14 protein-coding genes are annotated in these 12,673 nt (G+C 73.9%); 10 read left to right on the top strand and 4 right to left on the bottom strand.

Features of this window, described 5'->3' with window-relative positions; genetic code table 11:
- Positions 1-169: 169 nt before the first annotated feature.
- The gene (locus tag ABT296_RS09125; protein WP_351924889.1) at positions 170-1,072 is read right to left on the bottom strand and encodes an HtaA domain-containing protein; all 903 of its coding nucleotides are present in this window, start codon (positions 1,070-1,072) and stop codon (positions 170-172) included.
- Positions 1,073-1,110: 38 nt separating this feature from the next.
- Complete coding sequence (locus ABT296_RS09120) at positions 1,111-1,881, bottom strand: hypothetical protein (RefSeq protein WP_351924887.1); 771 nt, start codon at positions 1,879-1,881, stop codon at positions 1,111-1,113.
- 87 nt (positions 1,882-1,968) lie between these two features.
- Here ABT296_RS09120 and ABT296_RS09115 point away from each other — a divergent pair, with 87 nt between their 5' ends.
- The 7 genes from ABT296_RS09115 to ABT296_RS09085 are packed head-to-tail and all read left to right on the top strand — an operon-like array spanning position 1,969 to position 8,988.
- Entirely contained in the window at positions 1,969-3,006 is a 1,038-nt protein-coding gene (locus tag ABT296_RS09115; protein WP_351924885.1) for a heme/hemin ABC transporter substrate-binding protein, read from the top strand.
- 47 nt (positions 3,007-3,053) lie between these two features.
- Positions 3,054-3,887 (top strand): M55 family metallopeptidase, encoded by an 834-nt coding sequence (locus tag ABT296_RS09110; protein ID WP_351924883.1) that lies wholly within the window; start codon positions 3,054-3,056, stop codon positions 3,885-3,887.
- On the top strand, positions 3,880-5,184 hold the full coding sequence (locus ABT296_RS09105) for a M20/M25/M40 family metallo-hydrolase (RefSeq protein WP_351924881.1): 1,305 nt from the start codon (positions 3,880-3,882) through the stop codon (positions 5,182-5,184). Before ABT296_RS09110 ends, ABT296_RS09105 begins: the two co-directional genes overlap by 8 nt.
- A 5-nt stretch (positions 5,185-5,189) precedes the next feature.
- Positions 5,190-7,148 carry a S9 family peptidase gene (locus ABT296_RS09100; RefSeq protein ID WP_351925181.1) on the top strand — a complete coding sequence of 653 codons (1,959 nt, stop codon included), beginning with the start codon at positions 5,190-5,192 and terminating at the stop codon, positions 7,146-7,148.
- Complete coding sequence (locus ABT296_RS09095; RefSeq protein ID WP_351924879.1) at positions 7,145-8,068, top strand: S66 peptidase family protein; 924 nt, start codon at positions 7,145-7,147, stop codon at positions 8,066-8,068. The genes ABT296_RS09100 and ABT296_RS09095 overlap by 4 nt, the downstream gene beginning before the upstream one ends.
- Before the next feature lie 59 nt (positions 8,069-8,127).
- Positions 8,128-8,382 carry a LapA family protein gene (locus ABT296_RS09090; RefSeq protein WP_351924877.1) on the top strand — a complete coding sequence of 85 codons (255 nt, stop codon included), beginning with the start codon at positions 8,128-8,130 and terminating at the stop codon, positions 8,380-8,382.
- 42 nt (positions 8,383-8,424) lie between these two features.
- Positions 8,425-8,988: a GNAT family N-acetyltransferase gene (locus ABT296_RS09085; protein ID WP_351924875.1), complete on the top strand. Its 564-nt coding sequence runs from the start codon at positions 8,425-8,427 to the stop codon at positions 8,986-8,988.
- Here ABT296_RS09085 and ABT296_RS09080 read toward each other — a convergent pair.
- Positions 8,979-9,326: a VOC family protein gene (locus ABT296_RS09080; protein ID WP_351924873.1), complete on the bottom strand. Its 348-nt coding sequence runs from the start codon at positions 9,324-9,326 to the stop codon at positions 8,979-8,981. The two genes, ABT296_RS09085 and ABT296_RS09080, sit on opposite strands and share 10 nt — an antisense overlap.
- Positions 9,327-9,580: 254 nt before the next feature.
- Here ABT296_RS09080 and ABT296_RS09075 point away from each other — a divergent pair, with 254 nt between their 5' ends.
- The 3 genes from ABT296_RS09075 to ABT296_RS09065 are packed head-to-tail and all read left to right on the top strand — an operon-like array spanning position 9,581 to position 12,353.
- Complete coding sequence (locus tag ABT296_RS09075) at positions 9,581-9,760, top strand: hypothetical protein (protein ID WP_351924871.1); 180 nt, start codon at positions 9,581-9,583, stop codon at positions 9,758-9,760.
- The gene (locus ABT296_RS09070) at positions 9,757-11,613 is read left to right on the top strand and encodes a transketolase (RefSeq protein WP_351924869.1); all 1,857 of its coding nucleotides are present in this window, start codon (positions 9,757-9,759) and stop codon (positions 11,611-11,613) included. The genes ABT296_RS09075 and ABT296_RS09070 overlap by 4 nt, the downstream gene beginning before the upstream one ends.
- A 59-nt stretch (positions 11,614-11,672) precedes the next feature.
- The gene (locus tag ABT296_RS09065) at positions 11,673-12,353 is read left to right on the top strand and encodes a GvpL/GvpF family gas vesicle protein (RefSeq protein ID WP_351924867.1); all 681 of its coding nucleotides are present in this window, start codon (positions 11,673-11,675) and stop codon (positions 12,351-12,353) included.
- 113 nt (positions 12,354-12,466) lie between these two features.
- Here ABT296_RS09065 and ABT296_RS09060 read toward each other — a convergent pair whose 3' ends face one another.
- Entirely contained in the window at positions 12,467-12,637 is a 171-nt protein-coding gene (locus ABT296_RS09060; protein ID WP_351924865.1) for a hydrophobic protein, read from the bottom strand.
- Positions 12,638-12,673: the final 36 nt, after the last annotated feature.

Here is a 12,673-nt window from a genome sequence, read left to right as displayed (position 1 = left end):
GAAGTGGAAGGCCGATGCGGAACCGATCGGACTTAGGTAAGGCAAACCTAAGTTGAGCTGGCGGGTGCTTGTCAATGGAAGGCAAAAAGTCGCAACGGGCTTGGTTCGCAAGGGATGTGGGCATGCCGAGGAGCGGACCGAGTGCGGTCCGCTCCTCGACGGCACGGCTCTACGGCGTGCGCACGGTGAAGTCCGCGGCGGCGCGCCGGTCACCGGTGACGGAGCGCAGCTCGACCGTGTGCGCTCCCTCGGTCGCGGTGGCGTACACGGGGAACGCCCTTGAGGCGCGGCCCTGTTCGTCCGCTGTCACCTGGTAGCGGGTGTCCTGGTCGATCGCGACGAGCATCACCTCGCCGGGCTCGAACCCCTCGCCGGTGACGGTCTGTCGGGAGCCCGCCGCCAGCTCCGTCGCCGCGACCGAGGCGCTCGGGGCGGTGGCGGGCGTGCTCGGGGCCGGGGCGGGTGCGGTCGGGTCCGCGGCGGGCGCCGAAGGCCCGGTCGACGGCTCGGCCGGGGGAGTGGTGGCCGGGGGTGCGGCGGTCCCGGTGCCCACCGTCACGTCGAACCGGCCCAGTCCGTCCCCGGCGTCGAACTCCAGCCCGCTCCACCGCGCGAGCAGCGCCGCGCCCTCCTCGGTGAGTGTGGCCTCCAGTCCGGTCCAGGTCGCTCCGCCGGCGCGGACGACGGGGGTGCCGGGTTTCACCTCGGCCAGGGCGAGTTCGTGCGCCTCGCCGTCGACGGCGGTACGGGCGCGCAGGGCCCCGGAGTCGCCGTCCAGGCTCAGGCGCAGGTCCGCCAGGGGCAGCGGCGGGGCCGTCCCGGCGGGCGGGGTGAGCCCGGCCGTGCCGCCGAGTTCCAGGGTGAGGGCGCCGGTCGCGGGGTCGGCCGTACCGCCGGTGGCCGGGAGCCAGGCCGGGCGGGCCGAGCCGCCGAGGGTCAGCCCGCCGGAGTCCAGCGTCCAGCCGGCGTAGCCGCCCGACACCTCCCGCTCCTGTGCTGTCGCGGCGCCCTGCCCCAGTAGGGCGAGCAGTGCGCCGCCCGCCACCGCGGCGGCACCGGGTCTCATGGCCATCGTCAAGTCTCCTGTGGGGTCACGGGATTGAGGAAACGTCAGTCGGTGTCGGGGCGGCGCCTGCGGGCCCACAGCCAGGTCCAGGCGCCGGCCCCGACCAGTGCCGCCGCGGTCAGCCCCACGGGCAGGGCGACCGAACCGGTGCTGGCCAGCGGGCCCTTGGGGTCGTCGGAGTCCGGGGAGCCGGAGCCGGACCCGGTGCCGGCGGGGGCGGACGCCGGGGCGGACGCGGTCGGGGTGGGCGACGCGGTGTCCGCGCCGTCGTCGTCCGTGCCGCCGAAGGCCACCGGGATCCTGACCGTCTGGCTCTGGTCCCCGCCCCGCGTGTGGTCGTTGCGGGTGATGACGGCACAGGTCACTCCGGAGGCGGTGCAGTCGGTGTTGGCGTCCTTCGCCCGCACCTTGACCCGCACGCTGAACGAGCCCTTGTGGCCGCCGCCCTCGTACGGCTTCGCCAGGCCCTCGCCGTAGGAGGGCGGGTTGGAGGAGACCCAGACCGACGCGCCGGACTCCCCGGACATGTCGACGCCGCCCACACAGGGTGTCGGGGTCTTCCCGGCGCCGTTGTCCACGCAGAAGGCGACGTAGATGCCCTTCTCGGTGTTGTAGCCGGAGCCGGTGACGGTCACCGTCTCGCCCGCCGGGTCGAGACCGGAGGACTTCGACACGCTGAGTTTCTGGCCCTCGGGGCCGCTCGCCGAGCCCCCCGCGGCGGACGCGGGAGCGGCCAGGGCGAGAACGGCGGCCAGGGCCGCCGGCCCGGCCGTACGGGCAACTCGCCTATGGGCCAGGCCAGTTGGTGATGTCACAGCGCACCCCCACGACGGAGTAATAAGGTAAACCTAACCTAAGCTATTGATCAACTGTGGTGAAGTCGGGGCCTGGAGGGGACAGCGATGAGAATGACCGGAAGACCACCTCGGCTCGCCCTGCCCCTGGTGCTCGCCGTGGCGCTGCTCACCGGCGCCTGCGGGAGCGGCGGCACGGCGGCCGGCGGGCCGGACCCCGCCCCGGCCTCGGCGGGCGAGCGCGCCGCGGCGGCCGGGAAGCGGCTCGCGGACAACACCCTCGTCCCGCTGGAGGGCGAGGCGCCCACCCCCCGGCTGCCGGTCACCGTCGACTCCTCCGACGGCCGGAAAGTGACCGTCGAGGACGCCTCGCGCATCCTCCCGCTCAACGGCGGGGTCGCGGAGATCGTGTTCACCCTCGGCCTCGGCGACCGGGTCGTCGGCCGGGACATCACCGCCACCTTCGCCGAGGCCGAGGACCTGCCCCAGGTCACCAAGGCGCACGACGTCAGCGCCGAGAGCGTGCTCTCGCTCGAACCGACCGTGGTGCTCGCCGACACCGACACCGGACCGAGCGAGGCCATCGAGCAGATCCGGGCCGCCGGGGTCCCCGTCGTCGTCCTCGACCCGGCCACCGAACTCGCCGACGTCACCACCCGCACCACCCGGGTCGCCGAGGCCCTCGGGGTCCCCGACGCGGGCAAGGCCCTCAACCGGCGGATGAACGGTGAACTCGCGGCCGCCCGCGCCGCCGTTCCCGAGGGCAGCAGGCCCAGGGTCGCCTTCCTCTACCTGCGCGGCAGCGCGGCCGTCTACCTGATCGGCGGCGAGGGCTCCGGCGCCGACTCGCTGATCGAGGCCGCGGGCGCCGTCGACGCCGGGAAGGAGGCCGGGTTCGACCGGCCGTTCACCCCCATCACCAGCGAGGCCCTGGTCCGCGCCCAGCCGGACGTCATCCTCATGATGACCAAGGGGCTGGAGTCCGTCGGCGGTGTCGACGGCCTGGTCGCCATCCCGGGAATCGCCCAGACCCCGGCCGGCATGAACCGCCGGGTCGTCGACCTGGAGGACGGCGTCCTGCTCGGCTACGGCCCGCGCACCCCGCTCGTCATCGACATCCTGGTCGACCGGCTGCACCGGGCCTGAGGACCCTTCCTGGCCGGGCCGTCCGAGGGCGCGTAACGTGACGGGTCATGAAGATCCTCATCAGCGCCGACATGGAAGGCGCCACCGGGGTGACCTGGCCGGCCGACGTGCTGCCGGGCACACCGCAGTGGGAGCGCTGCCGCTCCATGTTCACCTCCGACGTCAACGCCGCCGTCCTCGGCTTCTTCGACGGCGGCGCCGACGAGGTGCTGATCAACGAGGCGCACTGGACCATGCGCAACCTCCTGCTGGAGCGCCTCGACGACCGGGCCGAGATGCTCACCGGACGGCACAAGTCCCTCTCCATGGTGGAGGGCGTGCAGCACGGCGACGTCGACGGCATCGCCTTCATCGGCTACCACACCGGCGCCGGCATGGAGGGCGTCCTCGCCCACACCTACCTCGCCAACTCCATCACCGGCGTGTGGGTGAACGACGTACGGGCCAGCGAGGGGCTGCTCAACGCCCATGTCGTGGCCGAGTACGGGGTGCCCGTCGTCCTGGTCACCGGCGACGACCTGGCCTGCGAGGACGCGCTCGGCTACGCGCCCGGGGCGCTGAAGGTCGCGGTCAAGGACCACGTCTCGCGCTACGCAGCCGTCTGCCGCACCCCGAACCGCACCTCCGCCGACATCCGGGCCGCCGCCGAGGAGGCCGCCGCGCTGGCGGTGCGGTACCAGCCCGTCCAGGCGGGACCCTTCACCGTCGCCGTGGAATTCGACGCCGAGCACTTGTCGACGGCCGCGACCGTGGTACCCGGCGTGGAGCGGATCGGGGAGCGGAAGGTGGCCTACACCAGCGCCACCATGTACGAGGGCATCCGGACCTTCAAGGCGGTCACCACGATCGTCTCGGCAGCGGTGGAGGAGCAGTATGGCTGACCAGCAGGCACTGGAGGAGGTCGTCACGTTCACGTCCGACCTCATCCGCATCGACACCACCAACCGCGGCGGCGGCGACTGCCGGGAACGGCCCGCCGCCGAGTACGCCGCCGCCCGGCTCGCCGAGGCGGGCATCGAGCCGACCCTGCTGGAGCGCACCGAGGGCCGCACCAACGTCGTCGCCCGGATCGAGGGCAGCGACCCCTCCGCCGACGCGCTGCTGCTCCACGGCCACCTCGACGTGGTCCCCGCCGAGGCCCGCGACTGGACCGTGCACCCCTTCTCCGGGGAGATCCGCGACGGGGTCGTGTGGGGGCGCGGGGCCGTCGACATGAAGAACATGGACGCGATGATCCTCGCCGTCGCCCGCTCCTGGGCCCGCGAGGGCATCAGGCCCCGCCGCGACATCGTGATCGCGTTCACCGCGGACGAGGAGGCCAGCGCCGAGGACGGCTCCGGATTCCTCGCCGACCGGCACGCCGCGCTCTTCGAGGGCTGCACCGAGGGCGTCAGCGAGTCCGGCGCGTTCACCTTCCACGACGGCTCCGGCCGCGAGCTGTACCCCATCGCCGCCGGCGAGCGGGGCACCGCCTGGCTGAAGCTGACCGCGCGCGGCCGGGCCGGCCACGGCTCCAAGGTCAACCGCGACAACGCCGTCACCCGGCTCGCCGCCGCCGTCGCCCGGATCGGCGAGCACACCTGGCCGCTGCGGCTCACCCCGACCGTGCGCGCCGCGCTCACCGAACTCGCCGCCGTGTACGGCGTGGAGCCCGACCTCGACGACGTCGACGCACTGCTGAGGAAGCTCGGCCCGGCCGCCTCGCTGGTGGAGGCCACCGTCCGCAACAGCGCCAACCCGACGATGCTGGACGCCGGTTACAAGGTCAACGTCATCCCGGGCGAGGCCGTCGCCCATGTCGACGGACGGTATCTGCCGGGCACCGAGGAGGAGTTCCGCGCCACCCTCGACCGGCTCACCGGACCCGACGTGGACTGGGAGTTCCACCACCGCGAGGTCGCCCTCCAGGCACCCGTGGACTCCCCGACCTTCGCCCGGATGCGCGCCGCCGTCGAGGAGTTCGCACCCGGGGGCCGGACCGTGCCGTACTGCATGTCCGGTGGCACCGACGCCAAGCAGTTCTCCCGCCTCGGCATCACCGGCTACGGGTTCGCCCCGCTGAGGCTGCCGGAGGGCTTCGACTACCAGGCCCTCTTCCACGGCGTCGACGAACGGGTCCCCGTCGACGCCCTGCACTTCGGTGTCCGGGTCCTGGACCGCTTCCTTCGGGCGGCGTGAGCGAGTTGGGGGAGAACGTGCAGACCCTGCCCTACGGTTCCTGGCCCTCGCCCATCGACGCGGCCCTCGCCGCCGCGCACGACGGGCACCCCGAGTACGTCGGCTTCGTCGGCGACGAGACCTGGTGGACCGAGCCCCGCCCCACCGAGGGCGGCCGCCGCACCCTGGTCCGCCGCCGGGCCGACGGCACCCAGGAGCCTGTCCTGCCCGCGCCGTGGAACGTGCGCAGCCGCGTCATCGAGTACGGCGGCCTGCCCTGGGCCGGCGCCGAGGCCGACGGCGAACCCCTCGTGGTCTTCGTGAACTTCGCCGACCAGCGGCTGCACCGGTTCCGGCCCGGCGAGGAGCCGGTCCCGCTGACCCCGCTCTCCGCCATCGGTGGCGGACTGCGCTGGGCGGACCCGCAGTTGCTGGTGGAGCGCGGCGAAGTCTGGTGCCTGCTGGAGGAGTTCACCGGCGACGGGCCGAGTGACGTGCGGCGCGTCCTGGCCGCCGTACCGCTGGACGGGTCCGCGGCGGACGACCGGACGGCCGTGCGCGAACTCAGCGACGGGGCACACCGGTTCGTCACCGGGCCGCGGCTGTCGCCGGACGGGCGGCGGGCGGCCTGGCTCGGCTGGGACCACCCGCGCATGCCGTGGGACGGGACCGAACTCGTCGTCGCCGACGTCGGTGACACCCTCACCGGCGCGCGGACCGTCGCGGGCGGCCCCGAGGAGTCCGTCGCCCAGGCCGACTGGGCGCCCGACGGCTCCCTGCTGTACGCGAGCGACCGCAGCGGCTGGTGGAACCTCTACCGCGACGGCGTCGCCCTGTGCCCGCGCGAGGAGGAGTTCGGCGGGCCGCTGTGGAAGATCGGCCACCGCTGGTTCGCCCCCCTGGACAGCGGGCTCATCGCCGTGGTGCACGGACGCGGCGCCACCGCGCTCGGCGTGCTCGACCCCACCAGCGGCGAGGTCGTCGACGCCGCCGGGCCCTGGACCGAGTTCGCGCCCACCCTCGCGGTCCACGGCACCCGGGTCGTCGCCGTCGGGGCCAGCCCGCGCAGCGCCTACGAGGTCGTCGAACTGGACACCGGCACCGGCCACGCCCGGGTCGTCGGCGCCGCGCACGACGACCCCGTCGACCCCGCCCACTACCCCGAGCCGCAGATCCGCACCTTCACCGGACCGGCCGGACGGGAGATCCACGCCCACGTCTACCCGCCGCACAACCCCGGCTGCGTCGCCCCCGGCGGCCGCCCCGCACCGTACGTCGTGTGGGCGCACGGCGGCCCGACCGGCCGGTCACCGCTCGTACTCGACCTGGAGATCGCCTACTTCACCTCGCGCGGCATCGGTGTCGCCGAGGTCAACTACGGCGGCTCCACCGGCTACGGGCGCGCCTACCGGGACCGGCTGCGCGAGAACTGGGGTCTGGTCGACGTCGAGGACTGCGCGGCCGTCGCCCTCGCCCTCGCCGACGAGGGCACCGCCGACCGCGACCGGCTCGCCGTGCGCGGCGGCAGCGCCGGCGGCTGGACCGCGGCCGTCTCCCTGGCCACCACCGACGTCTACGCCTGCGGCACCGTCATCTACCCCATCCTCGACCTCGCCGCCTGGGCCGACGGCGAGACCCACGACTTCGAGTCCCGGTACCTGGAGACCCTGGTCGGACCGCTCGCCGAGGTGCCCGCCCGGTACGCCGAACGCTCCCCGACCGAGCACGCCGAGCGGATCACCGCGCCGTTCCTGCTGCTCCAGGGCCTGGACGACGTGATCTGCCCGCCCGCGCAGTGCGAACGGTTCCTGGCCCGGATGGCCGGGCGGGGGGTACCGCACGCCTACCTCGCCTTCGAGGGGGAGGGGCACGGCTTCCGGCGGGCCGAGACCATGGTGCGGGCGCTGGAGGCCGAGCTGTCCCTCTACGCTCAGGTCTTCGGGCTCAACCCGCCCGACGTCCCGACCCTGGAGCTCGACCGGTGAAACCCCTCGTCCGCCCGAACCGACTCGCCCCCGGCGCCCGCGTCGCCGTCGTCGCCACCAGCGGCCCGGTGCCCGAGGAACGGCTCCAGGCCGGACTCGACGTACTGCGCGGCTGGGACCTCGACCCGGTGGTGGCACCGCACGTCCTGGACCGCCACCCCGACTTCGGCTACCTGGCCGGCACGGACGCCGACCGGGCCGCCGACCTCCAGAACGCCTGGTGCGACCCGTCCGTCGACGCCGTGCTCTGCGCCCGCGGCGGCTACGGCGTGCAGCGCCTGACCGGCCTGCTGGACTGGGAGGCGATGCGGGCGGCCGGACCGAAGGTGTTCGTCGGGTTCAGCGACCTCACCGCGCTGCACGAGGCGTTCGCCGTCCGGCTCGGCCTGGCCACCCTCCACGGGCCCATGGCGGCCGGCGTCGACTTCATCAAGAGCGAACGCGCCCAGCGGCACCTCAGAGCCACGCTGTTCGCCCCGGAGACGGTCCGCGAGATCGCCTCCGGCGGCCGCACCATGGTGCCGGGGCGGGCCCGCGGGATCACCCTCGGCGGCTGTCTGAGCCTGCTCGCCTCCGACCTCGGCACCCCGCACGCCCGGCCCTCCGCGCGCGGCGGGCTGCTCTGCCTGGAGGACGTGGGCGAGGAGACGTACCGCGTGGACCGGTACCTCACCCAACTCCTGCGCGCGGGCTGGCTCGACGGGGTGAGCGGGCTGCTGCTCGGCTCGTGGCAGGAGTGCGACCCCTACGAGCGGCTGCGCCCCCTGCTGCTCGACCGGCTCGGCGGCCTCGGCGTCCCGGTGGTGGAGGAGTTCGGCTTCGGGCACGGCCCGGACGCGCTCACCGTCCCCTTCGGGGTGACGGCCGAGCTGGACGCCGACACGGGCACCCTGACCCTGGACGAACCCGCGCTGCGCTGAACCACCCCGGGCACCGGCCCCACCATGCGTGACGAGGTCTTCGGGCGCACCCTTGAGGTATGAGCCCGAAGACCTCCGAGAACGGTGGCACGACCGGCGCGAAGACCTCCGGCAAGAACCCGGCGTTCACCCCGGCGCGGATCGCCGTGCTGGCGCTGGCCGTCCTCACCCTGATCTTCATCTTCGAGAACACCGCCGACGTCGAGATCCGTCTGCTGATCCCCGTGGTCACCGTGCCGCTGTGGGCGGCACTGCTCGTCTGCACCCTCATCGGCGCCCTGTGCGGGGCGTACTTCATGCGCCGCCGCAGGTAGCGGCCCGCGACCACGAAGGGCCGTCCGCCGTAGGCTGGCCGGATGCCGCACGTCGCACCGCGCTATGTCGCCGAGGGACCGCAGGTCGGGATACGCCACTTCACCCACGAGGACAGTGCCGAGTTCACCTCGCGGGCCCGGGAGAGCAAGGAACTGCACCAGCCATGGCTGTTCCCGCCGGACAACCCCTCCTCCTACGCGCGCTACGCCTCGACCCTGATCGAGGACCCGGCCAAGGCGGGCTTCCTGGTGTGCGAGAAGGACGACGGCGGCTCGATCGCCGGCTTCATCAACATCAACAACATCGTCCGGGGCGCCTTCCAGTCCGGGGCCCTCGGCTACGGCGCCTTCGCGCACGCCGCCGGACGCGGGCTGATGCGCCAGGCGCTGGGGCTCGTGGTGGACCACGCCTTCGGCCCGCTGGGCCTGCACCGCCTGGAGATCAACGTGCAGCCCGCCAACGCCGCCTCGATCGCCCTGGCCCGCGGCTGCGGATTCCGGCTGGAGGGCTTCTCCCCGGCGATGCTGCACGTCGGCGGGGCCTGGCGCGACCACGAGCGCTGGGCGCTCACCGCCGAGATGCGCGTACCCGCGGGTCAGGACTGACGGTCCACGTACTCGTACACCGTGCCGTCGGGGTGCATCGCGACCAGGCTGCGGCCCGCCGGGGTGGCCAGCGGCCCGGCGACCACATGGGCGCCCAGCTCCACCAGCACGTCCCGGGTCTCGGCGACGTCCTTCACGGCGATCGTCGCGGCGACCTTGCGCAGCACCTCCAGCTCCTCCTCCGGGCCGCTCATCAGCAGGAAGCAGCCGACCGCCGCCACCTCCACCCCGCCCCGCCCGAAGCGCTGCGCCCGGCCGCCGGCCAGCCGCTCGTAGAAGGGGACCGCGGCCTCCAGGTCCTCGACGCAGACACGCAGCGTGGCTCCCAGAATCTCCATGGCCCGAGCCTAGCCAGGGCGCGGCCCCCGAGGAGATCGTTCCGGCCGATCTCCACAGGGCCTCCCGACTCCCGCGCGCCGACGTTTGACCGGCCCCGCGCGGGGGACGCGGAGGGTTCCCGAGGTACGCGACAGCGAGTGAGGCACGCCGTGAGCCGGTCCCGCAGCGTGAGTGTCCGCCGACGGCGTTCCACCGGCCCCGGCCGGCCGCGCCCGGTGCCCGTCCCGCCGCCCAGCGACACACGGAGGACCCGATGAACAAGTCCGTCCGCAACCGGCCCGGCGGCGAGCCCGCGAAGCGAAGGACCGGCGGGGAACCGGCCGGGCAGCGCCGCGACGACCGGCACACCGAGCCGCCCGGGCCCGTCAAGCGGGCCGACATCCCACCCGACCCGAGCCCCGGCCCCGGTCAGCGCGAGGAAGGAGACGCATGAACACCGCCGAACACGACGAACTCGTCGCCCTCGGACAGCAACTGCGGGTGGACAGCGTACGGGCCTGCGACGCGGCGGGGTCCGGGCACGCGACCTCGTCCCTGTCCGCCGCCGACCTGGTGGCCGTCCTCCTCGCCCGCCACCTCCACTACGACTTCGACCACCCCGCCCACCCCGGCAACGACCGCCTCGTGCTGTCCAAGGGACACGCGACCCCGCTGCTGTACTCCGCGTTCAAGGCGGCCGGCGCGGTCGACGACGGCCAACTGCTCACCTTCCGCAAGCTGGGCAGCCTCCTCGAAGGACACCCCACGCCCCGCAGGCTGCCCTGGGTCGAGACGGCCACCGGGTCGCTCGGACAGGGGCTCCCCGTCGGTGTCGGCCTCGCCCTGTCGGGCAAGCGCCTGGAGCACACCGGCTACCGCGTGTGGGTGCTGTGCGGGGACGGTGAGATGGCCGAGGGCTCCGTCTGGGAGGCGGCCGAGCACGCCGCGTACGAACGGCTCGACAACCTCACCGCCGTCGTCGACGTCAACCGGCTCGGCCAGCGCGGCCCGACCCGGCACGGCCACGACCTCGACGCCTACGCCCGGCGCTTCGCCGCCTTCGGCTGGCACACCGTCGAGATCGACGGCCACGACGTCGACGCCGTCGACCGCGCCTACGCCGAGGCCGCCTCCACGACCGGGCAGCCCACGGCGATCCTCGCCCGCACCCTCAAGGGCAAGGGCGTCCAGGCCGCCGAGGACCGCGAGGGCCTGCACGGCAAGCCGCTGAAGGACGCCGAGGCGGCCGTCGCCGAACTCGGCGGCCGGCGCGAGGCCCGCGTCCGGGTGCAGGAACCGACCGCCGCCCGGATGCTGCACTCCGTACCCACCGGCGACCTCGAACTGCCCCGCTACGCCGTCGGCGAGCGGGCCGCCACCCGGGACGCCTACGGCCGGGGGCTCGCCGCGCTCGGCACCGCCCGCGACGACGTCGTCGCCCTGGACGGCGAGGTCGGCGACTCCACCCGGGGGGAGCTGTTCGCCAAGGAGCACCCCGGGCGCTACTTCGAGTGCTACATCGCCGAACAGCTGATGGTCGGCGTCGCGGTCGGGCTCGCCGCCCGCGGCTGGACCCCGTACGCCGCCACCTTCGCGGCCTTCCTCACCCGCGCCCACGACTTCGTGCGGATGGCGGCCGTCGGGGGCGCCGGGATCAACCTCGTCGGCTCGCACGCGGGCGTCGCCATCGGCCAGGACGGGCCCTCGCAGATGGGCCTGGAGGATCTGGCGATGATGCGGTCGGTGCACGGCTCGACCGTGCTGTACCCGTGCGACGCCAACCAGACCACCCGGCTCGTCGCCACCATGGCGAGCCTGGACGGCGTCCGCTACCTGCGCACCTCGCGCGGTGACTCCCCGGTGATCTACGGCCCCGACGAGGAGTTCCCGGTGGGCGGCAGCAAGGTGCTGCGGGCCTCCGGCGCGGACCGGCTGACGTTCGTCGCCGCCGGCGTCACCGTGCACGAGGCGCTGGCCGCCGCCGACGCGCTCGGGCGCGAGGGCATCCCGGTCAGGGTGATCGACCTGTACTCGGTCAAGCCCGTCGACCGGGCGACGCTGCGCCGGGCCGCCGAGGACACCGGCCTCCTGGTCACGGTGGAGGACCACCACGAGGAGGGCGGCCTCGGCGACGCCGTCCTGGACGCCTTCCTCGACGGCCGCCCGGTGCCGCGCCTGGTGCGGCTCGCGGTCCGTACGATGCCCGGCTCGGCCGCCCCGGACGAACAGCTGCACTCCGCCGGCATCGACGCCGAGTCGATCGCGGCGGCCGGACAGCTGCTGGTCGGCGAGGCGATCGCACCGTGAGCGGAACCGGCGGGGCGACCGCCCGGGACGACACCCCGCCGCGCGCGGGAGGAGGCACGATGCCCGCACCGCGTTATGTGTACGCCGTCTGCCGGCCCTTCCAGCAGCCCCTCCAGGCCCAGCTCACCGGGGTCGCCGGACAGCCGCCCCGGCAGCTGACGCACCACGGTCTGGTCGCCCTCTACAGCGTCGTACCGGCGGCCGAGTTCGCCGAGGAGGAACTGCCCGGCCACCTCCGCGACCGGGCGTGGCGCGCCGAGACGGCCCGCGCCCACCAGGGCGTCGTCGACGCGCTGACCGCCGTCACCACCCCGCTGCCCCTGGCGCTCGCCACCGTCTTCCGGGACGACAGCGCACTGCGCACGATGATGGAGGCCCGCGAGGAGCACTTCCGGCGCACCCTGGACCGGCTCCAGGGGCGGGCCGAGTGGGAGGTCAGGGCGTACGCGGGCCCCGGCACCGGCGGCGACGAGGACTTCGCGGGGCGCCTGCACACGACGCTCGCCGCCTACGCGGAGGACTCCCGGCTGCGTGATCCGCACGGCACGGCCCCGCCCGGTCCGTCGGAGCGGACCGTGCTCGACGCGGCCTATCTGGTGCCGCGTGCGGCCTGCGAGGAATTCGTGGAACTCGTGAAGCGGTCCGAGGGAATGAACGGAGGAATTCCGGGAACAAGGGTCGAGCTCTCCGGCCCCTGGGCCGCGTATTCCTTCACCGGCGAGGAAATTCCCCGGCCGTGAACTAGGCCGAGTGAGCCGGGCGAGTGAGCCGGGCTGAAAGGGCGGTGGCCCGAAGCCGGATTTCCGGCTTCGGGCCACCAGGACCAGTACTTCCCCGGAGTTCAGGGGGCAATTCACCACCTGTACCAGCGGCCCCGGCCCCCGCCCGCCGTGGTGCCACGCATCACGAATCCGAGCAACCACAGGACGAGCACCGCCACGGCGACCCACCAGAGAAGCTTCACCGCGAATCCGGCACCGAACAGAAGCAGCACAAGAAGCAGAACCAGCAGAACAGGAACCATTGTTATTACCTCCTGTTCGAGCGGGTGTCCGGAAAT

The sequence above is a fragment of the Streptomyces sp. NPDC000983 genome, from assembly GCF_040299205.1.
GTDB lineage: Bacteria > Actinomycetota > Actinomycetes > Streptomycetales > Streptomycetaceae > Streptomyces.
Note: the sequence above shows the minus strand (reverse complement) of the source record. Positions and strands in the feature narration are given on the sequence as shown.

Bases quoted from the DNA above. Each gene is read 5' to 3' on its own strand.
- ABT296_RS09105 (WP_351924881.1), top strand. From the start codon at position 3,880: ATGGCTGACCAGCAGGCACTGGAGGAGGTCGTCACGTTCACGTCCGAC.
- ABT296_RS09065 (WP_351924867.1), top strand. From the start codon at position 11,673: ATGCCCGCACCGCGTTATGTGTACGCCGTCTGCCGGCCCTTCCAGCAG.
- ABT296_RS09075 (WP_351924871.1), top strand. From the start codon at position 9,581: ATGAACAAGTCCGTCCGCAACCGGCCCGGCGGCGAGCCCGCGAAGCGA.
- ABT296_RS09090 (WP_351924877.1), top strand. From the start codon at position 8,128: ATGAGCCCGAAGACCTCCGAGAACGGTGGCACGACCGGCGCGAAGACC.
- ABT296_RS09070 (WP_351924869.1), top strand. From the start codon at position 9,757: ATGAACACCGCCGAACACGACGAACTCGTCGCCCTCGGACAGCAACTG.
- ABT296_RS09085 (WP_351924875.1), top strand. From the start codon at position 8,425: ATGCCGCACGTCGCACCGCGCTATGTCGCCGAGGGACCGCAGGTCGGG.
- ABT296_RS09115 (WP_351924885.1), top strand. From the start codon at position 1,969: ATGAGAATGACCGGAAGACCACCTCGGCTCGCCCTGCCCCTGGTGCTC.
- ABT296_RS09125 (WP_351924889.1), bottom strand. From the start codon at position 1,072: ATGGCCATGAGACCCGGTGCCGCCGCGGTGGCGGGCGGCGCACTGCTC.
- ABT296_RS09080 (WP_351924873.1), bottom strand. From the start codon at position 9,326: ATGGAGATTCTGGGAGCCACGCTGCGTGTCTGCGTCGAGGACCTGGAG.
- ABT296_RS09060 (WP_351924865.1), bottom strand. From the start codon at position 12,637: ATGGTTCCTGTTCTGCTGGTTCTGCTTCTTGTGCTGCTTCTGTTCGGT.
- ABT296_RS09110 (WP_351924883.1), top strand. From the start codon at position 3,054: ATGAAGATCCTCATCAGCGCCGACATGGAAGGCGCCACCGGGGTGACC.